General features: G+C 29.1%; 25 protein-coding genes. 16 read left to right on the top strand and 9 right to left on the bottom strand.

The genetic code is table 11. The annotated features are described in order from the left end of the window. Window positions 1-16 precede the first annotated feature (16 nt). Window positions 17-1,471 (bottom strand): DUF3360 family protein, encoded by a 1,455-nt coding sequence (locus ACY2RX_RS01260; RefSeq protein WP_490102141.1) that lies wholly within the window; start codon window positions 1,469-1,471, stop codon window positions 17-19. Between the two features lie 181 nt (window positions 1,472-1,652). Continuing rightward, window positions 1,653-1,838: a hypothetical protein gene (locus tag ACY2RX_RS01255; protein WP_490102140.1), complete on the bottom strand. Its 186-nt coding sequence runs from the start codon at window positions 1,836-1,838 to the stop codon at window positions 1,653-1,655. A 352-nt stretch (window positions 1,839-2,190) separates the two neighbouring features. Between ACY2RX_RS01255 and ACY2RX_RS01250 the strand changes: the two genes are divergently transcribed. From ACY2RX_RS01250 to ACY2RX_RS01225, 6 genes are all read left to right on the top strand, one after another. After that, window positions 2,191-2,508, top strand: a complete 318-nt coding sequence (locus ACY2RX_RS01250) for a YbjQ family protein (RefSeq protein ID WP_490102139.1) — start codon at window positions 2,191-2,193, stop codon at window positions 2,506-2,508. An 11-nt stretch (window positions 2,509-2,519) separates the two neighbouring features. Beyond that, window positions 2,520-3,200 (top strand): CPBP family intramembrane glutamic endopeptidase, encoded by a 681-nt coding sequence (locus tag ACY2RX_RS01245; protein WP_490102138.1) that lies wholly within the window; start codon window positions 2,520-2,522, stop codon window positions 3,198-3,200. A gap of 49 nt (window positions 3,201-3,249) precedes the next feature. Then, on the top strand, window positions 3,250-3,813 hold the full coding sequence (locus tag ACY2RX_RS01240; protein WP_490102137.1) for a serine hydrolase domain-containing protein: 564 nt from the start codon (window positions 3,250-3,252) through the stop codon (window positions 3,811-3,813). Then, the gene (locus tag ACY2RX_RS01235) at window positions 3,795-4,322 is read left to right on the top strand and encodes a serine hydrolase domain-containing protein (RefSeq protein WP_490102136.1); all 528 of its coding nucleotides are present in this window, start codon (window positions 3,795-3,797) and stop codon (window positions 4,320-4,322) included. The genes ACY2RX_RS01240 and ACY2RX_RS01235 overlap by 19 nt, the downstream gene beginning before the upstream one ends. Before the next feature lie 460 nt (window positions 4,323-4,782). After that, window positions 4,783-6,246 carry a hypothetical protein gene (locus ACY2RX_RS01230; RefSeq protein WP_490102135.1) on the top strand — a complete coding sequence of 488 codons (1,464 nt, stop codon included), beginning with the start codon at window positions 4,783-4,785 and terminating at the stop codon, window positions 6,244-6,246. 283 nt (window positions 6,247-6,529) lie between these two features. Next, window positions 6,530-6,955: a hypothetical protein gene (locus tag ACY2RX_RS01225; RefSeq protein WP_490102134.1), complete on the top strand. Its 426-nt coding sequence runs from the start codon at window positions 6,530-6,532 to the stop codon at window positions 6,953-6,955. A gap of 573 nt (window positions 6,956-7,528) precedes the next feature. Here ACY2RX_RS01225 and ACY2RX_RS01220 read toward each other — a convergent pair. The 3 genes from ACY2RX_RS01220 to ACY2RX_RS01210 form a co-directional block, all read right to left on the bottom strand. Beyond that, window positions 7,529-7,912 (bottom strand): hypothetical protein, encoded by a 384-nt coding sequence (locus ACY2RX_RS01220; RefSeq protein ID WP_490102133.1) that lies wholly within the window; start codon window positions 7,910-7,912, stop codon window positions 7,529-7,531. Window positions 7,913-7,942: 30 nt separating this feature from the next. Next, the gene (locus ACY2RX_RS01215) at window positions 7,943-10,045 is read right to left on the bottom strand and encodes an elongation factor G (protein WP_490102132.1); all 2,103 of its coding nucleotides are present in this window, start codon (window positions 10,043-10,045) and stop codon (window positions 7,943-7,945) included. A 102-nt stretch (window positions 10,046-10,147) separates the two neighbouring features. After that, window positions 10,148-10,960: an RDD family protein gene (locus tag ACY2RX_RS01210; RefSeq protein ID WP_490102131.1), complete on the bottom strand. Its 813-nt coding sequence runs from the start codon at window positions 10,958-10,960 to the stop codon at window positions 10,148-10,150. Between the two features lie 22 nt (window positions 10,961-10,982). On the opposite strand from ACY2RX_RS01210, the gene ACY2RX_RS01205 reads away from it, so the two are divergent. From ACY2RX_RS01205 to ACY2RX_RS01170, 8 genes are all read left to right on the top strand, one after another. Further along, window positions 10,983-11,948: a stage II sporulation protein M gene (locus tag ACY2RX_RS01205; protein WP_490102130.1), complete on the top strand. Its 966-nt coding sequence runs from the start codon at window positions 10,983-10,985 to the stop codon at window positions 11,946-11,948. A gap of 59 nt (window positions 11,949-12,007) precedes the next feature. Beyond that, window positions 12,008-12,664, top strand: coding sequence for a hypothetical protein (locus ACY2RX_RS01200; RefSeq protein ID WP_490102129.1), 657 nt, complete (start codon window positions 12,008-12,010; stop codon window positions 12,662-12,664). Next, window positions 12,661-13,869: a DUF4350 family protein gene (locus tag ACY2RX_RS01195; RefSeq protein ID WP_490102128.1), complete on the top strand. Its 1,209-nt coding sequence runs from the start codon at window positions 12,661-12,663 to the stop codon at window positions 13,867-13,869. The genes ACY2RX_RS01200 and ACY2RX_RS01195 overlap by 4 nt, the downstream gene beginning before the upstream one ends. 3 nt (window positions 13,870-13,872) lie before the next feature. Beyond that, entirely contained in the window at window positions 13,873-14,877 is a 1,005-nt protein-coding gene (locus ACY2RX_RS01190) for an AAA family ATPase (RefSeq protein WP_490102127.1), read from the top strand. A gap of 52 nt (window positions 14,878-14,929) precedes the next feature. After that, on the top strand, window positions 14,930-16,264 hold the full coding sequence (locus tag ACY2RX_RS01185; RefSeq protein ID WP_490102126.1) for a DUF58 domain-containing protein: 1,335 nt from the start codon (window positions 14,930-14,932) through the stop codon (window positions 16,262-16,264). 34 nt (window positions 16,265-16,298) lie between these two features. Further along, window positions 16,299-16,715 (top strand): DUF805 domain-containing protein, encoded by a 417-nt coding sequence (locus ACY2RX_RS01180; RefSeq protein ID WP_490102125.1) that lies wholly within the window; start codon window positions 16,299-16,301, stop codon window positions 16,713-16,715. Window positions 16,716-16,811: 96 nt separating this feature from the next. Next, complete coding sequence (locus ACY2RX_RS01175) at window positions 16,812-18,008, top strand: multidrug effflux MFS transporter (protein ID WP_490102124.1); 1,197 nt, start codon at window positions 16,812-16,814, stop codon at window positions 18,006-18,008. Further along, on the top strand, window positions 18,005-18,700 hold the full coding sequence (locus tag ACY2RX_RS01170; protein WP_490102123.1) for a pseudouridine synthase: 696 nt from the start codon (window positions 18,005-18,007) through the stop codon (window positions 18,698-18,700). The genes ACY2RX_RS01175 and ACY2RX_RS01170 overlap by 4 nt, the downstream gene beginning before the upstream one ends. On the opposite strand, the gene ACY2RX_RS01165 is transcribed toward ACY2RX_RS01170, so the two are convergent. From ACY2RX_RS01165 to ACY2RX_RS01150, 4 genes are all read right to left on the bottom strand, one after another. Then, window positions 18,697-19,239 carry a PepSY-associated TM helix domain-containing protein gene (locus ACY2RX_RS01165; RefSeq protein WP_490102122.1) on the bottom strand — a complete coding sequence of 181 codons (543 nt, stop codon included), beginning with the start codon at window positions 19,237-19,239 and terminating at the stop codon, window positions 18,697-18,699. The two genes, ACY2RX_RS01170 and ACY2RX_RS01165, sit on opposite strands and share 4 nt — an antisense overlap. A gap of 51 nt (window positions 19,240-19,290) precedes the next feature. Continuing rightward, window positions 19,291-21,279, bottom strand: coding sequence for an alpha-ketoacid dehydrogenase subunit alpha/beta (locus ACY2RX_RS01160; RefSeq protein ID WP_490102121.1), 1,989 nt, complete (start codon window positions 21,277-21,279; stop codon window positions 19,291-19,293). 114 nt (window positions 21,280-21,393) lie between these two features. After that, window positions 21,394-21,873, bottom strand: coding sequence for an Lrp/AsnC family transcriptional regulator (locus ACY2RX_RS01155; RefSeq protein ID WP_490102120.1), 480 nt, complete (start codon window positions 21,871-21,873; stop codon window positions 21,394-21,396). A gap of 85 nt (window positions 21,874-21,958) precedes the next feature. After that, window positions 21,959-23,008, bottom strand: coding sequence for a M14 family zinc carboxypeptidase (locus ACY2RX_RS01150; RefSeq protein ID WP_490102119.1), 1,050 nt, complete (start codon window positions 23,006-23,008; stop codon window positions 21,959-21,961). A gap of 345 nt (window positions 23,009-23,353) precedes the next feature. Here ACY2RX_RS01150 and ACY2RX_RS01145 point away from each other — a divergent pair, with 345 nt between their 5' ends. Further along, window positions 23,354-23,701, top strand: coding sequence for a helix-turn-helix domain-containing protein (locus tag ACY2RX_RS01145; RefSeq protein ID WP_490102118.1), 348 nt, complete (start codon window positions 23,354-23,356; stop codon window positions 23,699-23,701). A 150-nt stretch (window positions 23,702-23,851) separates the two neighbouring features. Next, window positions 23,852-24,769: an alkaline phosphatase family protein gene (locus ACY2RX_RS01140; RefSeq protein ID WP_490102117.1), complete on the top strand. Its 918-nt coding sequence runs from the start codon at window positions 23,852-23,854 to the stop codon at window positions 24,767-24,769. Window positions 24,770-24,783: the final 14 nt, after the last annotated feature.

The raw sequence follows: 24,783 nt of genomic DNA, 5'->3' as shown, positions 1-24,783 counted from the left end.
AAAGAAGTAAAAAATATTAGAAAATTCCAGGTATTCCAGGTAATTGTCCTACCAAGGCTAAAGAAACCACACATACAATAAACATTGCTCCTGGTATAATTAATTTCTCCTTTAAAGATAACTCCTTTGCTCTTTCACGATCACCAATTAAACCTAAGTTGTCTAATAACATTGTTAAAGCCCAACCAAAAACAGGGTTTACAAATGCACAACCAAAAATACAAGTTCCGGCACTTAAAGAATCATTTTGCTTTTTTACCATTTGCATTCCTGCTTCAAGCAATGGTAAAAATACCCCAACAATTAAAGCAACTCTTAAAACAGGTTCCCACATAGCCAAATCCATAGGATATCCAAAAACAGAAGCCAAAACACATAAGATAGCTGTAAGTACTGCACCACCAGGAATAGGGCGTTTTGCAATAGCTGCAGGAATCATATAAGTACCCCAAGAAGATGCTATATTTCCACCGCCTAGAAAAGAACCTATTACTTGACGGATTGAAGAAACAGTCATTGTATCATCAACATCCATTAAAACATCTTTGGCTTTTTTAGGATAATTTAATTCTTGAAAAACGCGATGCCCTAAATAATCTGGAGACCACATTGCTACTGCTAAAATGGCAAACGGAATTACCGCAATAAAATGCCCAAAATCAGGCCACCCTAATTGCCAACCCGTATTTTCTCCCCACCACCAAAACGGATTCATATGTGGTAAGCCCGGTTCTGTAGTAAACTCAAAACTAACTCCCATTGCATAAGAAACGATACCAGCAATTGCAGAGCATAAAGGTATAGCTAACCACCTTTTTTTAATTCTAGCTAAATATGCATATATAATTATAGTTAAGCCAATTACCACAAAAGAAACAGTACTAGCACTAGCATTGGTTGCCCAAGTTTCGAACTTAGAAATCTGGCTTATAAGCCCTACTGCACCTAAATAGATAAGCAAACCACCTCTTACTCCTACGCCTGTTAAAGTCATTAATTTAGAACCTCCTTTTGTAATACTTAAAATAAGCCCAAAAACTCCAATTAAAATACCTAATGCTAACGGATGCCCTCCTGCTGCTGCTATAATAGGTATTAACGGAATCATAGGTCCATGCGTGCCTGCTAAGTTTGCTCTCGGATTTAAAATTGCTGAAAATATTATTACAAAAATACCGCCTGCAATTAATAGTTCATAGCGTACGTTTTCTGCAATAAACTCAGGAGAAAGCCCAAACTGAGCTGAAAAAGCGGCAACCATTGCTGTTACCATTACTACTTTTCCTATGGTAGCTGCTAACGCAGGAACTAAATCTTCAAATTCTATATGAAAATCTCTAAATGGCAGATGAACCCTCCATCTTTTAAACTTCATTATCAGCAATTCATGCTTCAAATAATCTTCTCTACTTTCAAATTCACTAGATTTTTTTCTCTTTTCTTTATATGAATTTTGCTTCTTATTGCTCATAATTATTATTAAAAATAAATGTTAAGGTTTTTATTTTAAAACTTGCCAAAAATACGCTCAATATTAGACCTCTAATATGAGAATTATCAGTTTTATAAAACTATTTATAATAAGCTAGTTTAAGTTCTTTTTCTAGAAGTAATAAAATAAACCCCTAGTGGTAATAAAATAACGGAAGTAATTATTTAACGTGATTTCTATGATATTTCCAAACGATTTTGATAAAAGTTTGATTTTTAGTAAGTGCACAAATAATATGTAAGATTTTATTTCTAACAGCATTTAAAACACTCATTTTGTTTTTTCCTTGCTCTACTTTTCTCAAGTAATATTGTTGTATCTGATTTTCACATTTAATAGCGCTCATACTTGCCATATATAATAATGTTTTTAGCTGTTTGTCAGCAAATAAAGAAACCCGATGTTTTCCAAATACACTGATCCCAGGCAAATACACCAAAAATTACGCAAAGAAGTATGTAAATACTATGAGTATGATGTTCAATAGTTTGTTTCATAAAGAACAATAATAGGTAATTAATTCTAAATGTAAATATAAAATGATGAACATACAGTATTGAAACATAAACAACATAAAAAACAGTATAAACTATAGTTTGAACTTGTTTTTCATATATCTGGTTTGAAAATGCACAAGTATATCATATTATTCTTTTGTAACAAACACATTCATATAAATTAGCTGAAAACAAAACAATATGATACTATCAACAACAGAAAACATTCCTAATAAAGAAATTATTGAGGTTTTAGGAATCGTAAAAGGAAGCTCTGTTAGAGCACGTAATTTAGGCAGAGATGCAGTGGCATTAATTAAAAATGTAGTAGGAGGTGAGTTAGATGAGTACACTAAATTGCTAAATCAATCAAGAGAACAAGCTATAGAACGCTTAATTACCCAAGCCAATAATTTAAATTCCGATGCAGTAATAAATATTAGATTTTCCACAGCTATGGTTGTGCAAGCAGCGTCAGAAATTTTGGTATATTGTACTGCTGTAAAGTTTAAAAAATAAGAATTGATATTATGATTGCAACAGCTAAAAACTCAAACTCAAAAGGTTATCTATTAGAATTGATTATTTACATAGCTATTATGTTTTTAATCAGAGAAACATCTATTCCAAAAACACATTATTTGGTTACAGGTTTTTTGTATTCAGGAACAACTTTACTAGTTGCTACTTTGTTAATGAAAAGGCGAGGAATCACTTGGAAAACTTTAGGGTTGGTAAAACCCAAAAGTATAAAGAAAACGTTTGTAAGTGCTATTGTAATTTTTATTACAATTATTGCCACATTACTTATCTTCAATCTTATACAAGATCAATTCATTGTTGTTAAAGAAAGTAGTGAAGCTGCTCAAGGCACAAGTACAGGTCACTCACTACGAAACGGAGATTATGGGTACGTTTTTTCTATTCTTATTTTTGTGTGGTTACAGTCTGCACTTGAAGAATTATTAGAAAGAGGTTTTTTAATAACTTGGGTAGAAGGTTTGTTTTCAAATGCAAAGTTTAAAACCGCAATTGCAATTATATTTCAAGCTTGTATTTGGGGATTTAGACATTCTTATGATATTTCTGAACGTTCTATTTCTGTAGTATTAATCGGGATTATTATGGGAATTGCTTATGTGAAATTGGATAGAAACTTATGGCCAGTTATTATAGCACATTGTGCAATGAATACGATGTCTTTGATATAAAATACTCTACATTTGTAGAATATAATTCAAAATCAATCAAAATATAAAAATGAAAAAAACAATTTTAATAGTATTAATTACAATTCTTGGATGCAATACGCCAAAACAATCAAAAGATTCTACTAAATTAATTCAAGAAAAAGTAATTGATAGTTTTATCAATTTAGTAGAAAATGATGTAAAAGATGACAATATTAATGGCAGTATCTCAATGGCAATTGTCTATAAAGATTCTACTCTAGTATTAAAAACCTTTGGAAATGCAGATGAAAATACAATTTATCGTATCGGTTCTATTACAAAGTCATTTACAGGTTTTCTATTATTAAAATTGCATCAAGATGGTATTTTAAATATTAATGACCCCATCGAAAATTACTTGCCAGAAATTAAAAACTTGGTCAATTATGATAAACATCCGCCTATCACTTTTGCACAATTAGCATCCCATACTTCTGGGTTAGATAGAGAATCGGGCTATCGAGATGCCAATTTTGGTACGGTAAACGAGTGGGAACAAAAAGTGATGGCAGCCTTACCAGAATTAGGTTTTAGAAATGCGCCCAACGAGCGTTTTAGGTATTCAAATATGGGATGGGATATGCTATTTTAGGATTAGCACTATCTAAAGCAGTAAACAAACCTTATGTCGAATTAGTTAAAGAGTATGTTTTAAGCCCTTTGCAAATGATGAATACCTATTTTGAAATTCCAGACAACAAAAAACAGCATTTGGCAAAAGGAATGGCTGGAGGTCCTACGGCTGAATTAAATGAACAACTACCATTAGACGAGCATAAGGAGAGAGGCTATCGTGTACCAAACGGAGGCTTATATTCAACACCAAACGATATGGCAAAATTTATAAAGTCGTGTATGGGATTTTCGGAAATCTTAAATTCTGAAGCTTTAAAACAGCTTAAAACTACCCAAACTCCTACAAAACGATTACGCTCTAATTATAGTTTTGGTTTTGATTTATATGAAGACCAAGGTATTGAAACCGTTGGACACAGTGGTTCTACACCAGGATATTCGACACATTTTGAATTTGAAAAAAATAGCCAGTATGGTATTGTTATAATGCGTAATTACAATTTTGGCAATACTAATTTAGGCTAAAACAATAGAAGAAATGAGCGTGCATATTTTAGGGCATGGTAAATGTAATATGACCCAAGTTCCAATTATTCTTATGAAAACTAATGCTTTTGGGATATTTTACATAATACTACATTATAGCTATCAAATGGAAACAATTGCTTAAACAACATAAATGAACATTTGTACTATAATGTTCTGCGTTATGTAACTTTGCTTTGGTAAAAGCGAAGTTTAAACTTCTACATTTTCTTATTTTTTTCTTCTAAAAATTTTCTCTACAATGCTAATGAAGCACGCTTTTTACGGAACGACGATAGGAGAGAAGTGGAATGTGTGTGAAATGAGAATTTATGTCATAAATAATAAACTTATCTGACACATTGTCAACACATAACAGAAAATACATAATATTTTAATGCCATTGTTAAGGAATTGTTAAATGGCATAAAAATTGAATTTCTATCTGAAAAGCAATTATATGGGATTTTTTGATGATTCAAAGGGAAAACAAATACAATATCTTGAAGAAGAAAGACAAAAACTTTGGGATAGAGTTGGAGGACTAGAAAAATATACGCAAGAACTGAAAGCTGAAATAGAAAGGAAAACTTCAGATGACGAAAGAGAGGCTAGACAGAGTTCTAAAAAGGCATCAGAATATAGAAATAGAGTTGAAGATAAACTTAAAGAAGCAAATCAACTTGTAGAACAACTTTCAAATGAATTAGAATCTGCAATACAAACAAAAAATGAAATAAATGAATTTAGTAATGAAGCTAATACTCAAAAATTATCTATTGATGAATCTAAAAGTAGATTAGATGATGCTGAATCTGAATTTGAAAAAAAACTAGAAACAATTAATTCAAGAATTGGTAGTATAGATAGTATTTTAGAAAAGTATCCAGACCTAGAATCTCAACTTTTAGAAATAGACAATTTTACAACAAAAGTAGAAGAAAATCTTGAAAAATCTGGTATTAGTCTAACAGCTTTAAATAAACGTAAAAAAGATGTAGATGATTTACATCGAGAAGTTTTTGGATATACTCAAACTGACGAAGAAACTGGAGAAGACACTAAAATTGAAGGGTTAAAAGACGAATTAGACTCATCCTACAATGAGCTTAAAGAAAAAATAGAAGAATCTTTTGATAGCGTTGAAGATATAAATACTAGTCACAAAGAAAAATACAATTCATTTGAAGGAGAATATAAAAAGAAGTACAAAAAAATTAATGATGATATTGCTGCTTTACTTCCTGATGCATTAACAGCAGGACTTAGTTCTGCTTTTTCTAGCAAAAAAGATGAGGAAGTTGCTTCTTCAGAAAAACTGCAAAAAAGATTTAATCAAGGAATAAACTTGATGATTGGTGTAAGTTTGATTCCTGTTGCTGTTAGTGTATTCTTTTTATTTAAGGGAATATCTTTTGAAGAAGTTATTTTACGTTTACCTAGAATTGTTTTGGCTATTATTCCAATGTATATTCCTGTATTATGGTTTACATATTCTGCAAATAAAAAATTAAACTTATCGAAAAGATTAATTGAGGAATATGCACACAAGGAAGTATTAAGTAGAACTTATGAAGGATTATCAACACAGATTGATAGTTTAGAGAACCCAGAACAATCAAAAGATTTAAGATTTAGACTACTTTCTAACTTCTTACAAGTTTCATCTGAAAATCCAGGGAAACTTATTTCAAATTATGAAACTTCTGACCATCCAGTTATGGAAGCTTTAGAACAAAGCTATAAATTCCAAATGACAATAGATAAACTCAACGGAATACCAGGAATGGGTAAAATGGCTGCCATTTTAGAACGCAAAGCTAAAAACAAAATTGAAGCTAAAGAGAAAGTAATAGAAAAGATGCTTTCCGATGTAAGCAGTAATGGAGTAGATGTTGATAATATCGAAGAAAGTGAGGCATAAACTTTGTTATTATTCGTAGTTCTTATGTTTCGACCTCATAAAATTTTGGCTAAAACAATAGGTGAGTGGAGCGTACATATTTTAGGGATTTAGTAATAAAACAGTCTTAATAGTTTTAGATAATCAATAGATTTCAAAGCAATCTTAATAAGTTCCAATGTTTCCTAAAATATAGCGTAACGAGCCGTAATTGTTTCCAAAATTATATGCAGTCTTGAATTTTTGTTTCTTTTGTTTCAAGACAAAAGATAATGAAAAAAGAAAAAAATGTATCTTGTAATCTATGAATACTGTCAATGAAAATGCATTAAAATTTATGAAATCGGAGCTTTTAAAAGCTCAAATTAAAGTTTCAGACAATAAAAGTGGGAGAGAAGCAGTAGACTTTATTTTAAAGGTAAATAATGGTAATTCGTATCAATTATTCTTTGAATCCATTGATTTTGGGATAGAACGAAGTATTAAGGTTTCAAAACAAGATTTAGGCGAATTAAATGATAAATTATTAGTTTGTTTAGTTCTTTTAATTGATGGCGAAGCAAAAGTTTTATATCTAATTCCATCAGTAGTCTTTTTAAATCCAAATTCTATTTTTAAAAGCAATGACGTGATGTTAGAGCATTTATCCAATTGGGAAATCAGCGTATTTTCAAATGCAATTCCTGAATTAAGTAAATATGCTTTAGAGAATATGATTAATAAACTTTAAATCGAACCTATAAATATTATGTAAAATAGGATTTCGAAAAGAGTTAAATTGGAATTCTAAATATAACAGGTGTATAGAAATTTAAAGCAAGGATTTGAGCAAGGGAAAATTTTATACTCTTGTGGCACGTTAACAAGAATGTCCTGAAAAAAAATAGAACGAAGATTTCCTCGAATACGAGAATTTCAATAACCTCTAAAAGGTTAGCTTTTTTTGGCGGCTGCAAGCGATGGATAATTGAGTTTTAAAAATGATTGCAATAGCAATTATGCTTTAAATAAACAATCGAGCGTTTGTAGGCGGCAATTTTACATAATGACTAATTATAGTTACAAATTTGTAGTTACGATGTTTCTTGAGAATCACATATTTAAAAATTCTTGAAGGATTGTACAGAATATTAAAATTAAACTAATAGATATTATACTAAATAGCCTAAAAAACGGCTATACAGAAATTACTGTATCTTTGTACTATAATTTATATTATGTTAAATAAATGTTTTCAAAGCATAAAAAAAAATGCCATACTCTTTTAAGAAATATGACATTTTTATTTGTATTATTTTATTGATTAATCCAACCAATTTAAAAAATATGTCATCATTTCTTCTTTAAAAGAATAATGCAAACGAATATAATCTCTCATATCTTCCATCAAAGTTCTTTGTTCGCTTTGATATTGAAAATCAAGATCATCTTGAACATTAGCTCTGTTAATATTTTTCATTTTATTTTTACATCTGTGTTTAAGTTTAGAAATGGCATCTTTTTCAATCATTATTCTATTCTGAAATTGCTCTAACGGAATTAAAGCTTCTTTACTAAACTCTCTTGAAGCTATTTCTTCTAACTTTTCTTCAAATGTGTCCATTTCATCAAAATGAAAACGCAATTCTCTCCTCCAGGTTTCTAAGTTAAATTTAAGGTCGCTTAAATAGGATACTTTTGTTTGCATAATATTGTTTATTTAAGTTTAATTATTATTTTATTGTACTACTAATTCTTTTTGCACATTTACAGGAACCGTTTGATAAGATGAAAACTTAGCACTAAAAGTAGCTCTACCTTGTGTTATGGATCTTAAAACTGTTGAAAAACCAAAGAGTTCTGCTGCAGGTGTTATACATTTTAATACTTGATAATTATCTTGAGTATCAATTCCTAAAATTATAGATCTTCTAGATTGTAATTCTGTCATTACATTACCTACCATTTGCTCTGGTACTTTTATAGAAACTTCTTGTGTGGGTTCTAATAATTTAGGATTTGCATTTAAGAAAGCTTCTTTAAAAGCGTGTGCAGCTGCAATTTTAAATGAAATATCATTAGAATCTACGGAGTGCATTTTACCATCATAAACCATTACTCTTATATCTCTTGCATAAGATTTTGTTAAAGGTCCAGATTCCATCACTTCTAAAATTCCTTTCATAACCGATGGCAAATACCTTGTATCTATAACCCCGCCTACAATACAATTATAAAATACCAATTTACCGCCCCAAGCTAATTCTACAATTTCTTTACCTCTAATATTAAAACCTTCTGGTTCTGGCATTTCTTCTTGCCAAGGTTCTATTTTAAGGTGTACTTCTGCAAACTGACCAGAACCACCTGATTGTTTTTTATGTCTGTAATTTGCTGTTGATGAACGCTGTATAGTTTCTCTATACTGTATCTTAGGTTTTTTATACGCTGCTTCTACTCCATAAATATTTTTTAAAGCCCAATCTATAGTTGCTAAATGTAATTCTCCTTGACAACCTAACAAGGTTTCTTTGGTTTCTTTTGAATAGGATACTTCTATTGTTGGGTCTTGAGAGCGCAAACGTTTTAAAGCTTCACTTAATTTTTCTTCTTCTTTGGTTTCTTTTGCAACAATAGATTTTGTAACTCTAGCATCTGGATATTGAATCGGTTTTATTGTAAAACCTTCTTCTTTTGTTGCTAAAGTGTCGTTTGTTTCTGTGTATTTTAATTTGGTGGTTGCACCAATATCACCTGTACTTAATTTAGAAATGGCTTCTTTATTTTTACCATCCATAATGTATAATTGATTGATGGTTTCAGTTTCTCCATTTCTACAATTTATTAATTTATCATTTACATTTACTTCTCCAGATTTTACTTTAAAAAATGTTATTTGTCCTAAGTTAGGTTGATAAATTGATTTGAAAACAAATAAAATAGGATCTGCATCTTTAGTGCGTTTTATTTCATTTCCTTCTACACTTTGTTCTGGTTTTAAATCTGCTGCTGCAGGTGCAACATTGTCTATAAAGCCCATTAAACGTCCTGTTCCCATATCGTTTATTGCAGAAACACAAAATACAGGAAACAAATCATGGTTTAACATACCTGCTTTAATTCCTATTTTCATTTCTTCTTCATTTAAGGTTCCTTTATCAAAATAAAGTTCCATTAATTCTTCATCATTTTCTGCTGCTTTTTCTACCAATTCATTGTGCAACAAATTTGCAAGTTCTTTTTGGTCTTCTGGAATTTCAAATTTTTCTGGCTTCCCTCCTTCTGGTCCAAATTTGTACATTTTCATTTTTAAGACATCAATAATACATTGGCTACCATCAACAATTAAAGGATATTGAACTTTTACAGCATTGTTACCTACTAATTGTTTTATGCTGTTAAAACTGTTGTCAAAATTTGCTTGTTTATGATCTATTTGATTAATAACAAATAAAGTTGGTTTATGATATTTATCTATATAATTCCAAATAATTTCTGTACCAATTTCTACACCGTGTTTAGCGTTAATTACTGTAACAATAGTATCAGAAACTCTTATAGAAGAAATAATTTCTCCTATAAAATCGTCTAAACCTGGGGTATCTATAATGTTAATTTTGTAGTTTCTCCATTCAGTATGTAATGGAGTTGCAAATACGGAAGCTTCTCTTTCATGTTCTATTTTGTGGTAATCTGAAACGGTATTGTTTGCTTCTATGGTTCCTCTTCTTTTAATAATTCCTGCCTCAAAAAGCATTGTTTCAGCTAAAGTGGTTTTACCACTGTTATGGGCTCCTACAAACACAACGTTTTTTATGTGTTTATTATCGTATATTTTCATATGATTAGATTTATAAAATTAACTCTATAAATTTATAAACATTATTAGATGAAAAATATGATTTTTGTTAGCTTTTAAAAAGTGATGTTAAAGAAAACTTAATTACATATTCTGAGTATAGTAATTATAGTCTTTTAAAACGACATCTATAAATTCAGAATCGCTTTTATGCACAGATTTAATACCTGTTACTTCTTGTATTTTAGAACGCAGTTTTATTAAGGTTTTATAATCATTAAATTTTTTGGCAGATTTAAATGTGTTTTTAATAATACGCGCATCATTATCTGATAATTTAATAACATTGGCGTAAGTAGGAACGTATTTTGTAGAAATTTCTTCTAATATGGTTTCTGAGAATTTTACATCATCTTTTAAATAAATAACCACTGTATTGGCAATTATATCTCCAAAACGTTGATTCTCTTTTGTAAAAAGAATTAAAAGGAAACCTACCATTTTTCCGAAGAAAAATAGTACCATTACTAATCCATATTCATTATTTAATCCTAAAGAAGCTATATAAACAAATAACAAAGTAAAGAGGTTAAAATCTACAACTCTTAAAAACCAACGGATGATAAAGTCTGTGGTAGATGGCTTAAAACCATCAATATTTATTACTTTTAAATGCAATAATTTTTTTCCAACAGTTTGTCCATTCATCAATAATTCTGTGTAGAGCGAATAAAAAGTTACTGGCAAAAAAATTATTACATCTAAAGCACGAATAGACCAACCATCACCTGCAACATTGTTTTCTAAAAGTTGAAAATCAAAAACCTTTATTGCAAAATAGATATAAGCAAACTTTAAAACATTGTCTATTATAAACGCTAACAGCCTTTGCCCAACGTTTGCTAAGGTGAAATTGATGTTTACATTTTGTGCCGTTTTTATTTGGAGTCTTTTCATACAATCTGTAAATTCGCTCTGAATGAGAGAAGTCGCTTTTATAAAGCAAAATAAAGAAAAATGGCTTGAATTTGAACAAGTAATTTCAAATAAAGATAAAAAAACTCCTGATGAGATAGCCAATTTGCATATTAAGATTATGAACGATCTTGTATATGCACAAACCTATTACCCAAAAAGTAAGGTAACTCAATATTTAAATAAGTTGGCAAAATCTAGTTTCGACAAAGTATATCATTCTAAAAGAAGAGATAAAAATGTATTTTTATATTTCTTTTTTGATAAAGTACCACTACTCGCCTATCAATACAGAAAATTTATTTACCTTTCTTTTATTGTGTTTTTTGCGTGTTTTTTAATAGGATTACTTTCTACTTTTAATGATGCATCTTTTGCGCGTCAAATTTTAGGAAATAATTATGTAAACAAAACTTTAGAAAATATAGAAAGTGGAGATGCAATGGCGGTTTATAAAGGAGGTAGCAATTGGGGCACTTTTATTGGTATTTATGACAACAACCAAAGAGTTGGATTAAATATGTTTCTTTCTGGATTGTTTTTAGGAATTGGCACAGGATTTTATGTAGTGTATAACGCAATTATGGTGGCAGTTTTTCAAGCATTTTTTTATCAGCACAATAGTTTATTTGATAGCTTAAAAGGTATTTGGATTCACGGAACTTACGAAATTTTTGCAATGATTATAGAGGCTGCAGCAGGTTATATTATTGGCGCAAGTATTTTATTTCCTGGCGCTTTAAAACGCTTAGAGTCTTTTAAAATAGGTATGAAAGCTGCATTTTACATTTTTATAAGTACCATTCCTTTTACTTTGGTTGCTGCATTTTTAGAAGGTTATGTAACAAGATATTCTAACACTATGCCACTAATTTTAAGCTTTACAATTATTGGGCTGAGTTTGGTTTCTATAAGCTATTATTATTTAATATTCCCTTTTAAAGTGGCTAATAAATACAATTTGCGTTAATGAAAAAATGTCTTTTTCTTTTTTTAGTTTGTTTTCAAATAAATTGTTTTGGACAGTTTATGCAAAAAAGCCATCTTTTTCTGAAAAAAGATACTTTAATTTACGAGAAAAATACGGATTACGCTAAAAAAAGAGCCTTTAAAGAAAATTTAAAAGACAAATATTCAGGTAAAGAATTTATATATACAGAAGAACCTGAGGAAGAAGAAACTACAGCAACAAACACTGCTTTTTCTACTGCTTTTGTTAAAGCTTTTATTTTTTTTGTGAGCAAAATATTTCCGTTTTTATTAGGAATCATTATCATATTTATCATTTTAAAAACTTTTTTAGGAACAGAAATTGGTTTTTGGAATTTTAAAAAAACTAAAAATAAAGTTGCTAAAAAATTGGTGTATGAAGATGATGACATTAACGAAACAGATATTGATGCACTTTTACAAAATGCCATCAACCATAAAGAATACAGATTGGCAATTCGTTATTACTATTTGTCTGTTTTAAAAACACTTTCAGATAATAAACTCATTGATTATCATAAAGATAAAACAAATTCTGAATACCTTTTTGAAATAGAAAACACAGCAACTAGAAAGCAATTTTCTTACCTTTCTTACGTCTATTCTTATGTTTGGTATGGAGAATTCCCCATAGACGAAACCAATTTTAAATTGGCAGAAAACAAATATCAATCTTTTAAAATTTCTTTAAAATGATTGGCTTTTATCAACTAAAAAAATACACTCCTCTCCTGTTCTTTTTTGCTTTAATGAGTTGTAATAAAACCGATTGGAGAGAAAATTTTAAAGAAAAAAAGAAAAGTCCGTTTGGTAATTATATCATTTACAATGAAGCTAAAACGCTTTTTAAACATCAAAAAATAACTCTATTAAAAGAAAATATTTACGATTACTTGTTGTTTAATAATGAAGATTCTTTGACAACAAAAAATTACATCAGTATAAAACATAGTGCCAATAAAATTAATAATGATGGAATTAACAAGTTGTTAGCCTTTGTATATAAAGGGAATAACGTTTTTTTAGCATTCAATCATTTTAAAGACACTTTAAAAACTAGACTGAATTTTACCACCAATAATTTGGATAAAAAAGCATTTTCTGTTGCTAAATTAAAAAAACTAAAAGGCGATTTTTACTTAGAAAACAAGTCGTTTAAAAAGACAAAGTTTTCTTTTGATAGAAACATCCGTAGAAATTATTTTTTACAATATGATAAAAACACCACAAGTGTTTTAGGAACCATAGAAGTTGGTGGAGAAAAAGTGCCCAACTTTATTAAAATTCATTATGGTAAAGGTGCTTTTTATTTGCATACGCAACCTATTGCGTTTACAAATTACAACTTATTAAATGGTAAAGAAAATTATGTAGAAAATGTATTTTCTTACTTGCCAAATGCAGCCATACTTTGGGATCCACAAATAAAATCGAGCAAATATTCTAACAATAAAGAAGATACTACTTCTGTCTTTAAATTCTTTTTAGAGCACCAAACATTAACTTGGTTTTTGTTTATTTCAATGATTGGCATTTTGCTATTTATGCTCTTTAACGCCAGAAGAAAACAAAGAGCAATTCCGGTTATAGAGCCTTTAAAAAATTCTACTGTTGCATTTACCCAAACCATTGCAAATTTGTATTTAAAAGAACAAGACCATAAGAATTTAGTCGATAAAAAAATTACTTATTTCTTAGAAAAAGTTAGAGCTAATTATTTGTTAGACACCTCAAATTTAAATACCGATTTTATAGAGAAATTGGCTGCAAAATCTGGTAATGATTTGCAAAAAACAAGATATTTAATCAATACAATTATCACTTTAAATAAGAAATCAGAATGTTCTGAAAAAGAGTTAGTTGTGTTATATAAAATGATAAAAAAATTCTTTAATAAATAAAATATGGAAACACCTAATAATAATGAAACACAAGATAATCTAGAATTCGAAAATAGAATCGATTTAACGGAATTACAAGAAAGTGTTTTCAGTATAAAAAAGCAATTAAAAAAAGTAATTGTTGGGCAAAAAGAAATGATGGATTTGCTAATTGTTGCGTTGCTTTCTGATGGCCACGTTTTAATTGAAGGAGTTCCTGGTGTAGCAAAAACCATTACCGCAAAATTATTGGCAAGAACTATAGAGGTTGGTTTTAGTAGAATTCAGTTTACACCAGATTTAATGCCTTCAGATATTTTAGGAACATCCGTTTTTAACGTAAAAACTTCTGATTTCGAGTTTAAAAGAGGACCTATTTTTTCGAATATGATTTTAATTGACGAAATTAATAGAGCGCCTGCAAAAACGCAAGCTGCTTTGTTTGAAGTAATGGAAGAAAAGCAAATTACAATAGATGGAACTACCTATAAATTAAAAGAACCTTTTGTGGTTTTAGCTACTCAAAATCCTATAGAACAAGAAGGTACCTACAGATTGCCAGAAGCACAATTAGATCGTTTTTTGTTCAAAATAAATGTTGATTACCCTAATGCTGAAGAAGAATTTAAAATTATTTCAAAAGAACAAGCACTAGAAAACACCACCAAAACCAGTAAGATAAAAACCGTAATTACGGGTGATAAAATAGTTGAATTTAGAAACTTGGTGAATCAAATTAAAATTGAAGAAAACTTATTAAAATACATAGCCAATATTGTAGTAAATACGCGTTCTAATTCGTTTTTATATTTAGGCGCATCACCAAGAGCAAGTATTGCAATTTTAGGTGCATCAAAAGCTTTTGCTGCAATAAAAGGGCGTGATTTTGTAACGCCAGAAGATATTAAAAAAGCTACAATTCCGGTTTTACAACATAGAGTTATTGTAACCCCAGAAAGAGAAATGGAAGGTGTAACCAGCAAACAAATTATAGCACAAATTATTGAAGCTGTTGAAATTCCACGATAGTGTTTTAGTCAGCAGTTAAACATTTACACTAATAAACAGTTAAACAACAATATTGAAACATTTCTACAACACATTATTTTTAAACAATAGGTTTTTCTACTTTTTAGGCGGAATTGCACTTCTATTTGTAGTTGGTTTTTTTATCCCTATTTTTTTTGAAATAGCTAAAGTGTTGCTTTTTATAATAACTGTGCTCGTTTTTGTGGATGTTTTTATTTTGTATAACACCAAAAATGCGATTCAAGTTCATCGTTTTTTACCTGAAAGATTATCAAACGGAGATGCAAACAAAATATCTTTAACATTTAGAAGTTTATATCAATTTTCTACTCATTTATCAATAATAGAAGAAATTCCTTATCAGTTTCAAAAAAGAGATTTTATCTTTAATTTGATTCTTAAAAATAAGATTGATAAAACTCTTCATTACAATTTAACGCCAACAGAAAGAGGTGTTTATTTATTTGGAAACATTAATGTGTATGTAAGTTCGCCACTTAAACTTGCCACAAAAAAATATGTTTTAGGAAAAGCAACTGCATTAAAATGTTACCCTTCTTTTTTAAAATTAAGAGAGTTCGATTTTAAAGCATTTACCAACCAATCTGTTTCTTACGGAACCAAAAAAGTGAGAAGAATAGGACATTCTTTAGAATTTGAACAAATTAAAGAATATGTTTCTGGCGATGATATTAGGTCGTTAAATTGGAAAGCGACCGCCAAAAGAAATCAGTTAATGATGAATCAATATGTAGAAGAAAAATCGCAACCTGTTTACGCTATTATTGATAAAGGACGTGCAATGCAAATGCATTTTCACAACTTAAGTTTGTTAGATTATGCTATTAATGCAACTTTGGCAATCAGCAATATCATCCTAAAAAAACAAGACAAAGCTGGTATGTTGTCTTTTTCTACCCAATTAGAAGATTGGGTAGTTGCAGAAAAAAGGAACTCTCAAATGCGTTTAATTTCAGAAGCTTTACATAACATAAAAACCAATTTTTCAGAATCGGATTTTAGTACTTTATATGCAGTTGTAAAAAGAAAAATTACACATAGAAGTTTATTAATTATTTTCACAAATTTCGAAACTATGGATGGTTTAAACAGGCAACTCCCCTATTTAAGAGCTTTAGCAAAAAACCATTTAGTGTTAGTCGTTTTCTTTGAAAACACAGAGTTAGATGCGCTTAAAACAACGAATAAAGAAGATGTTTTAAGTGTTTACGATAGTATTGTTGCAGAAAAATTTATGTACGAGAAAAAAAGTATTGTAAGAGAATTAAAAAAATACGGAATACCATCTTTGTTAACAAAACCAGAAAAATTAACAGGTAATATAGTCAATAAATATTTAGAACTAAAAACTAGAGGATTGTTTTAAATTATTTTAAATTTGTCTGTTTAAAATAAAAAATATGAATTGGTATTTAAAAGTATTAAAACAATACGCAGATTTTTCTGGTAGAGCAAGGCGTAAAGAGTTTTGGATGTTTACTCTTTTTCACTTTATGATAATATTTATACTCGCTTTTTTAATGGGGTTTTCTGGCAATGATTTCTTTACTGACTCAGGATCTAGTTTTATTGTAATTGGGGTTTTAGGAATCTATTTTTTAGGAACAATAATCCCATCAATTGCTGTTACTGTTAGACGTTTGCACGATATAGGTAAAAGTGGTGGTTGGTATTTTATTACTTTTATACCTTATATTGGAAGTTTTTGGTTACTTATTTTAATGTGTATGGATGGCAATTTTGGAAGAAACAAATGGGGACAAAACCCAAAAGGAATAGGTAATGATTCTGCAATAAATCAAATAGGAATAGAATAAAAACTAATTTTTTAGAACTATAAAGGTTGCAATTTTGCAACCTTTTTTTGTGATATTAATAACTAAAATCTATTCAATTAAAAGTACTTTTGCCCAATGCAAATTAAAAAGAAATCAGAAGCAGAATTTATAATAGTAATGGCATCTTTAATGTCTTTGGTAGCATTATCTATAGATGCTTTATTACCTGCTTTAAACAACATTGGTTTATCTATTGGCATAAAAGATTCTAAAGATAATCAATTATTAATTACAATGATTTTTTTAGGATTAGGTTTTGGGCAATTAATATCTGGGCCATTATCTGATAGTTTTGGTAGAAAACCTATTATTTATTTTGGCTTTATTGTATTTGTTTTTGCAAGTTTACTGTGTGTGTTTTCTACGAGTTTAGAAATAATGGTGCTGGGAAGAATTTTACAAGGAATTGGACTCTCTGCTCCTAGAACTATAAGTATTGCTATGGTTAGAGATCGTTTTAGCGGAAATTATATGGCTAGAATAATGTCTTTTGTTGTGGTTATTTTTATACTAGTTCCTGTTGTAGCTCCTGCAATTGGTAAAGTTATACTCGATTTTTTTGGATGGAAATATATTTTTTACAGTCAATTATTATTCGGTTTTTTTGTAATGATTTGGGTATGGAAACGTCAACCAGAAACACTAAAAAAAGAAAATAGAAAAAAAGTTACATCCTTACTTTTTATAAACGGAATTAAAGAATTTATTAAACATAAATACGCAATTGTTTTTACTTTATTTTCAGGACTTATTACTGGTTCATTTATGGTTTATCTAAGTGCTAGCCAGCAAATTTTTCAAGAACAATATAATTTAGTTGAAGAGTTTCCATATATTTTTGCAGGTTTAGCTATTGGTGCGGGTTTAGCTACTTTTTTAAACGGAAAATTAGTTGTAAAAATTGGTATGTTTAAACTTGTAAATATCTTTACAATACTATTTACTTTAATTCCTTTAATATATATCTTCATATATTTAGGAAAACCAAACCCTAGTAGCACTATTTTAATAGCTTTCTTTGTTTTAGAATTTTTTTCAATAGGATTCTTATTTGGAAATACAAGAGCTTTAGCTATGGAGCCAATTGGTCATATTGCTGGTATTGGAGCCGCAATTAACGGTTTTATTTCTACGGTAATGGCAGTACCCATTGCAACTTTTTTTGGAAGCTTTATAAATAAAACAGCCTTACCTCTTTTTATAAGTTTTTTTGTTTGTGGTTTTTTAGCCTTACTATTAATTCAATATTTAAAATTTTCAGATAAAAAATGAGTTTAGAAATTATTTTTGAAGATGAGTTTATTATCTGTGTTAACAAACCCAATAATATGTTGGTTCATCACGCGCATCATTCTAGAAATGTTGCTGATGAAACTTCACTTCTACAATCCATTTTTAATGAAAAAGGATTAAAAGTCTACCCTATTCACAGACTTGATAGAAAAACTTCTGGGATAATTTTACTCGCAAAAGAAAAAGAATTTGTTGCTAAGTTTCAAGAACTATTTACCAACAACCAAATTCAGAAAACTTATTATGGAGTTGTAAGAGGTTTTTCTCCTGATACAAAAAAGATTGATTCTCCAGTTAAAGGACGTGATGCAAGTGTGCACAAAGAAGCACTTACAGAATTAAAAACTTTAGAAAAAATCACCTTAAACATTCCTGTAAAACCTTATGATACTTCGCGTTATAGTTTGGTTAAATTATCACCTAAAACAGGCAGAATGCATCAATTAAGAGTGCATACCAATAAAATTAGTCATCCATTAATTGGTGATGCAAAATATGGTGATAAAAATCACAACCTGATGTTTGAAGAAAATTTTGGTTTTAAAAATATGTTTTTACACGCCCGTAAATTAGAGTTTACACATCCTTTTACGTCAATTAAAATGGAACTAAAATCTTCTTTTCCAAAAGATTGGATAGAATTATTTCATAAATTTGATTGGAAAATTTAAGAGAATAACACTAAAAATAATAGCGGAAATAGCATTCCTATCAAAGCTAATTTCCAACCTCTTTTCTTAAAACCTTTTTTTCCTGCAGGAATCAAAATCCCTGTAATAGCAATTAACAACATTGCTGCTCCAAAAATATCAGAATACCAAATCCAAAAATTATTTGTAGATTTATGTAAGTACATAGAGTGCCCAATAATTGGTGCTTTTTTCTTAAACTCTAGGGTACCTTTACCTGTTTTAAAATCTGTATCTAAAATAGCGTTATCTTTAAAATAGACACGTAATTTATCTTCTCGGATTCTATGACCCTCATAAACGACTTCTAAATTTTTAGTTTTTTCAATTAAATATGCTTTGGTAATTAGATTAGCGTCTTGTGGTAACTCTAAACTTACTTCTTTACTCTCATAAGTATAATCCATAGGATACCAGTCTTCTCTGTGGTTTAGAATGATTCCTGAAAAAGAAAAAGCGATGATTAAGCCAACATAAAAATAGGCAAAATCTCTATGCAAACCACGATTTGTTATCTTCATAAAATATTTAATCTAGTACTTCGCAAATATATTAGAATGATTCTAAATAAGCTAATAAGAAAGCAAATTAATTAAAGATTTTTCTAAGTTATTTTTAGCTAAATATTGATTTTCTAATCCTTTGTCAAAAGGAATAGGAGTTTCTAAACTAGCAACACGTTTTACAGGTGCATCTAAAAACTCAAAACAATTTTCGTTAATTAAGGCAGAAATATCACTGGCAATTCCGCCAAAAAGAGAATCTTCTTGCACAATAATTGCCCTACCCGTTTTTTTAACGGATTTATAAATTGTTTCTGCATCTAAAGGTTGTAAAGTTCTTAAATCAATAACATCTGCAGATATATTTTGATGTTTTTCTAAATACTCTAAAACCCAATGAATTGCAGCTCCAAAACTAATGATAGTTACTTTATTTCCTTCTTTTAAAATAGCTGCTTTGCCAATTTCTAGAGTAAAATTATTTTCAGAAACCTCTTGATAAACAGATCTATACAATGCTTTATGCTCAAAAAACAAAACAGGATTTGGGTCATTTATCGCTTCAATTAATAAACCTTTTGCATCTTGCGGAAATGCAGGATAGACTACTTTTAAGCCTGGTGTTTTTGTAAACCATGCTTCGTTTGTTTGACTATGAAAAGGACCTGCTCCTACGCCTGCTCCACAAGGCATTCTTACTACAACATCTGCATTTTGAGACCATCTATAATGCGATTTTGCCAATAAATTTACAATAGGATTAAATCCTGAAGAAACAAAATCTGAAAATTGCATTTCCATAACAGCTTTCATACTATTTACAGACAAACCATAAGCGGCAGACACAATAACGGATTCACAAATTGGTGTGTTTCTCACGCGTTCTTTTCCGAATTTATCTATAAAACCATCAGTAATTTTAAACACACCACCATATTCTGCAATGTCTTGTCCCATAATTACCAAATCATCATATTTTTCCATAGATTGCTGTAATCCTTCAGAAATAGCATCTACAAAACGTATTTTTTTATTTTTTTCTGATGGAATAATAGGCTTGTATTGATGTGCTTTATAAACATCTTTCAATTCTGTTTCTAAATCTGGGACAACATTTTCTTCGTTAAAAGCAATTTTTAAATGTTTGTTTATTTCATGAACAATATCTTCTTTAAAAGAAACTTCAATATCATCAGTAAGAATTTTTTCATTCTTTAAAAACTCTTGATAATTTTCTAATGGATCTTTAGCTGCCCAAAAATCTAATATATCTTGAGGAACGTATTTTGTACCACTTGCTTCTTCATGACCTCGCATTCTAAAGGTTTTGAATTCTAACAAAATAGGTCTTGGGTTTTTACGAACACTTTTTGCCAATTCATCTACTTTAGTGTAAACTTCTAAAATATTATTACCATCAATAATATGGCTTTCAATACCATAACCAATTCCTTTATCAGCAATATTTTTGCATTTAAATTGCTCTGAAGATGGTGTAGATAAACCATAACCATTATTTTCTACACAGAATAAAACAGGCAAACTCCAAACAGCAGCCACATTTAAAGCTTCATGGAAATCACCTTCGCTAGTTGCGCCTTCACCAGTAAAAACGGCACAAATTTTATTGTTTTCTTTTAATTTATTGGCTAAAGCAATTCCGTCTGCAACTCCTAATTGTGGACCTAAATGAGAAATCATACCTACAATATTGTATTCTTGAGTTCCAAAATGAAAACTTCTGTCTCTGCCTTTGGTAAAACCATTCATTTTTCCTTGCCATTGAGAAAAAAGTCTATACAAAGGAATTTCTCTTGTAGTAAAAACTCCTAAATTTCTATGCATTGGCAAAATATATTCATCATTTTCTAACGCAGAAGTAACGCCTACAGCAATTGCTTCTTGCCCAATACCAGAAAACCATTTAGAAATTTTTCCTTGCCTTAAAAGAATTAACATTTTTTCTTCTATTAAACGAGGTTTTAACATTCGTTTATAAAGCTTTAAAAGCTTTTGATTGTCTAAAGATTTTTTAAGAAAATTGATTTTAGAATTCATAAATTATTAATATCATAATTATACGAACAAACATAGCTATAATGATATTAATTCCATAAAAAAATCCTTATCAATTTACTGATAAGGATTTGTACTTTATTTTTTAAGATTCTACTACAATTCTTTAAAAATTGCATGCATCATTCTCTTTTTATCGTTAATACTTTCTTCTAAAGCAATCATAGTTTCTGTTCTATTAACCCCAGAAATATCATCTATTTTATAAATAATTTCTTTAGCATCTTGGGTGCCTTTTGCTCTTACTTTACAGAAAATATTATACTTACCAGCAGTAACATAGGCAACAGTAACATTAGGTATGTTTCTTAAATCGCTAATAACATTTTGTGTCATCGAAGTTTTTTCTAAAAACACCCCAACATGAGCAATAAAAGAATAGCCCATTTTTTCGTAATTTAAAGTAAGTGTTGATCCTTGAATAATACCTTCATCTTCCATTTTTTTAACACGTACATGAATTGTACCCGCAGAAACTAATAATTGTTTTGCAATGTCTGTAAATGGTGTTCTTGCATTTTCGATTAGAATGTCTAAAATTTGATGATCAATTTCATCTAAAATAAATTTTTTCATATTTTATGTATTATTCAATTTACATTGCAAATTTATGAATAAAATTTAATCAAATAGTAAAAAAACTGAGAAAAAAATAAGAAAATTAGCTTTCGAAAACGATTTCGGAGTGTCCAATTTTAGATTTTAACATTTTTTCTTCTATTTTAACCAACTTAGAAACCAATTTATTATCAATAATTTTATCTTCATATTGATATGCAACATCCTTTTTGGAATCAGAAAATCTATGAATTACATCAAAAAAGATTTTATCATTATTTGGGATGTTAAAATATTCTTTATAATTATTAAAAGTTGATGAATTTGCGATATGATGAATTCCTTGTAAAATGGAATAAAAAGTGAATTTTCTAGATTCTTCTCGATCATAATCATTTGGGTAATGACCCGATTCTATTAAAATAGTATTGTAACCTAATTTTTGAAAGTTATCTCCTGTTGCTGTTGGATAAAATTCATCTGTATATCTGCCAACATAATTAGGAATTATTTTTTGCAATAAAGAATTCATACTCACAATTACATTCATTGTCTGAATTCTGCCTTTTGTTAAAGCTCTTGTAATTTCTTCTGATGGCGCTAAAAATGAAATAGTTGCTGGGTTTTTAGTTCCTTCAACATTAAAAATTGTTCTTTGGTCGTGCAAATTAAAGCAAAACTGCGGATTAAATTCTTCTAATATTGTTCTTAACAATTTACTTTCTTTAGCAACCCTATCTATGGCATCTCTATTTAAATCTATTTGATTGGCATTCACTCTTGTGTAAGCTTGAGAACCATCTGGGTTTAACATAGGAATAAAAACTAAAGTACATTCTTCTAATATTTTGGTAAAAACTTTTTCAGGAGAAAGAGTAAAGCAATTAAAAAGATCGAACAAAGCTTTTGTACCTGTACTTTCGTTTCCATGCATTTGCGACCACAACATTATTTTTTTAGAACCTTTGCCTATTTTTAATTGCATAATAGATCTATTTTCTTCTGATGTGCCAATTTGAGAAACTTCAAATTTAGATTGATATTTAGAAAACAGTTTTTCAATGTCTGCAAAAGTGATCCATTTTCCGTGCAAAGAATTTTCTTTTTCCTTACTGTAAATTATTTTTAAAAACTCTATTGATAATGTATTCATTATATGCACAAATATTTTTTCAAAATTACAAGAATTACAATTGTCATCAAACTAAAAAGTTACAATTGTAAATCACTCCAATGTTACAAATGTAAAACACTGTTTTTTAATATTTAGTTACTTATGTAAACTTACTTATAATTGCATTGCTACAAATGTACATTTAGATTAAAATACAAGGATATAATAGTATTTAATAATAATAAAAACTTGCAAATCAATTGTATATGGTGTTTAATTAAAGTAATACTTTATTATTTGTTTTAATTTTTATATAAGTTTAACACAAATGTTTCTTTGAGTAAAAATAGATTATTTACATTTGTATAAAGAAGCAAGGTTACAATGGTAAACATAATAGAATTTACTTCTCGATTAAAAAAAGTAATGGATTATCATCAATTATCGGCATCAATGTTTGCAGATAAAATAGGTGTGCAGCGTTCTAGTATTTCTCATATTCTCTCAGGCAGAAACAAACCAAGTTTAGATTTTATTTTAAAAGTAACTGCAGAATTTAAAGATGTAGATATGTATTGGCTGTTAAATGGAAAAGGAAGTTTTCCAAAAAATAAAGAAAGTAGCTCTACTTCTGCTCCTCCATTATTTGCATCCATTACAAATGATGGAAAAAAAATACAACGTATTGTCGTTTTTTATGACGATGGAACTTTTGATGAGTATAAGAAGTAATTTTAATTTCTTTCTTTTATAAAAGATGTTTTCTTGTTGATTATACAACTTAAAAGAATTAATTTTGCTAACTACAAAATACAAAACGTTACCTATTTTAGCTTACGTTTTTTTACACATTATAATGTAAATTCTTTTAAATTAATACAGATGAAATCATCATTAAAAAAAATTCTTTTTATAGCCTTAATATCAAGTTTAATATCTTGTTCTATTAATAAAAAAAGCATATTAGAAAAGCAGAATCATCAATACGCAAAATATATTATTTTAATTGGATCTGATGGTTTTGGAGCCTATGCATTTGAAAAAGCAAAAATTCCGAATATTAGAAAAATGATGAATAATGGTAGTTATTCTTTACAAGCTAGATCTGTACTTCCTTCATCTAGTGCTGTAAATTGGGCTTCTATGATTATGGGTTCAGGACCAGAATTACATGGCTATACAAAGTGGGGAAGCAAAACTCCAGAATTGCCTTCAAGAAAAATTGGTAAAGGAGGTATTTATCCTACAATTTTTAGTTTAATTGAAGAACAATCACCAAGCTCAAAAAAAGGAGTTTCATATTCTTGGGGTGGTATAGGTTTTCTTTTTGAAAAAAATATGGTCGATTTAAATTTTAACGGAAAAACAGATAAAAAAACGGTTGATAAAGCTTTAGAGTTTATTGTTAAAGACAAGCCATTATTTACATTTATCCATATGAACGAACCAGATAATACTGGTCATAAAATTGGTCATAACACAGCAGAATATTATGAATCTGTAGAAAAAATTGACTCGTTAGTTGGTCATATTTTAAATACTTTGGAAAAAGAAAAAATGATGAAAGAAACTATCATCGTTTTTACTTCAGATCATGGAGGTATCAATAAAGGCCATGGAGGGAAAACTTTATTAGAAGTAGAAATTCCTTGGATTATTTACGGCAAAGGAATACAAAAGAAAAAATTAAACCAAACTGTTGTTACCTATGATACTGGCGCTACAATTGCATTTCTATTAGGACTTAACACACCAGAGTTTTGGAGAGGTAAACCCATAACATCTGTTGTTAAAGAATAGCAAAAAAACACAAC

It is taken from the genome of Polaribacter sp. 2405UD43-2 (assembly GCF_058147125.1).
The sequence above is the reverse complement of the archived record's forward strand: the minus strand, read 5'-3'. Positions and strand labels throughout refer to the sequence as shown.

Bases quoted from the DNA above. Each gene is read 5' to 3' on its own strand.
- ACY2RX_RS01260 (WP_490102141.1), bottom strand. From the start codon at position 1,471: ATGAGCAATAAGAAGCAAAATTCATATAAAGAAAAGAGAAAAAAATCT.
- ACY2RX_RS01255 (WP_490102140.1), bottom strand. From the start codon at position 1,838: ATGAGCGCTATTAAATGTGAAAATCAGATACAACAATATTACTTGAGA.
- ACY2RX_RS01250 (WP_490102139.1), top strand. From the start codon at position 2,191: ATGATACTATCAACAACAGAAAACATTCCTAATAAAGAAATTATTGAG.
- ACY2RX_RS01245 (WP_490102138.1), top strand. From the start codon at position 2,520: ATGATTGCAACAGCTAAAAACTCAAACTCAAAAGGTTATCTATTAGAA.
- ACY2RX_RS01240 (WP_490102137.1), top strand. From the start codon at position 3,250: ATGAAAAAAACAATTTTAATAGTATTAATTACAATTCTTGGATGCAAT.
- ACY2RX_RS01235 (WP_490102136.1), top strand. From the start codon at position 3,795: ATGGGATATGCTATTTTAGGATTAGCACTATCTAAAGCAGTAAACAAA.
- ACY2RX_RS01230 (WP_490102135.1), top strand. From the start codon at position 4,783: ATGGGATTTTTTGATGATTCAAAGGGAAAACAAATACAATATCTTGAA.
- ACY2RX_RS01225 (WP_490102134.1), top strand. From the start codon at position 6,530: ATGAATACTGTCAATGAAAATGCATTAAAATTTATGAAATCGGAGCTT.
- ACY2RX_RS01220 (WP_490102133.1), bottom strand. From the start codon at position 7,912: ATGCAAACAAAAGTATCCTATTTAAGCGACCTTAAATTTAACTTAGAA.
- ACY2RX_RS01215 (WP_490102132.1), bottom strand. From the start codon at position 10,045: ATGAAAATATACGATAATAAACACATAAAAAACGTTGTGTTTGTAGGA.
- ACY2RX_RS01210 (WP_490102131.1), bottom strand. From the start codon at position 10,960: ATGAAAAGACTCCAAATAAAAACGGCACAAAATGTAAACATCAATTTC.
- ACY2RX_RS01205 (WP_490102130.1), top strand. From the start codon at position 10,983: ATGAGAGAAGTCGCTTTTATAAAGCAAAATAAAGAAAAATGGCTTGAA.
- ACY2RX_RS01200 (WP_490102129.1), top strand. From the start codon at position 12,008: ATGCAAAAAAGCCATCTTTTTCTGAAAAAAGATACTTTAATTTACGAG.
- ACY2RX_RS01195 (WP_490102128.1), top strand. From the start codon at position 12,661: ATGATTGGCTTTTATCAACTAAAAAAATACACTCCTCTCCTGTTCTTT.
- ACY2RX_RS01190 (WP_490102127.1), top strand. From the start codon at position 13,873: ATGGAAACACCTAATAATAATGAAACACAAGATAATCTAGAATTCGAA.
- ACY2RX_RS01180 (WP_490102125.1), top strand. From the start codon at position 16,299: ATGAATTGGTATTTAAAAGTATTAAAACAATACGCAGATTTTTCTGGT.
- ACY2RX_RS01175 (WP_490102124.1), top strand. From the start codon at position 16,812: ATGCAAATTAAAAAGAAATCAGAAGCAGAATTTATAATAGTAATGGCA.
- ACY2RX_RS01170 (WP_490102123.1), top strand. From the start codon at position 18,005: ATGAGTTTAGAAATTATTTTTGAAGATGAGTTTATTATCTGTGTTAAC.
- ACY2RX_RS01165 (WP_490102122.1), bottom strand. From the start codon at position 19,239: ATGAAGATAACAAATCGTGGTTTGCATAGAGATTTTGCCTATTTTTAT.
- ACY2RX_RS01160 (WP_490102121.1), bottom strand. From the start codon at position 21,279: ATGAATTCTAAAATCAATTTTCTTAAAAAATCTTTAGACAATCAAAAG.
- ACY2RX_RS01155 (WP_490102120.1), bottom strand. From the start codon at position 21,873: ATGAAAAAATTTATTTTAGATGAAATTGATCATCAAATTTTAGACATT.
- ACY2RX_RS01150 (WP_490102119.1), bottom strand. From the start codon at position 23,008: ATGAATACATTATCAATAGAGTTTTTAAAAATAATTTACAGTAAGGAA.
- ACY2RX_RS01145 (WP_490102118.1), top strand. From the start codon at position 23,354: ATGGTAAACATAATAGAATTTACTTCTCGATTAAAAAAAGTAATGGAT.
- ACY2RX_RS01140 (WP_490102117.1), top strand. From the start codon at position 23,852: ATGAAATCATCATTAAAAAAAATTCTTTTTATAGCCTTAATATCAAGT.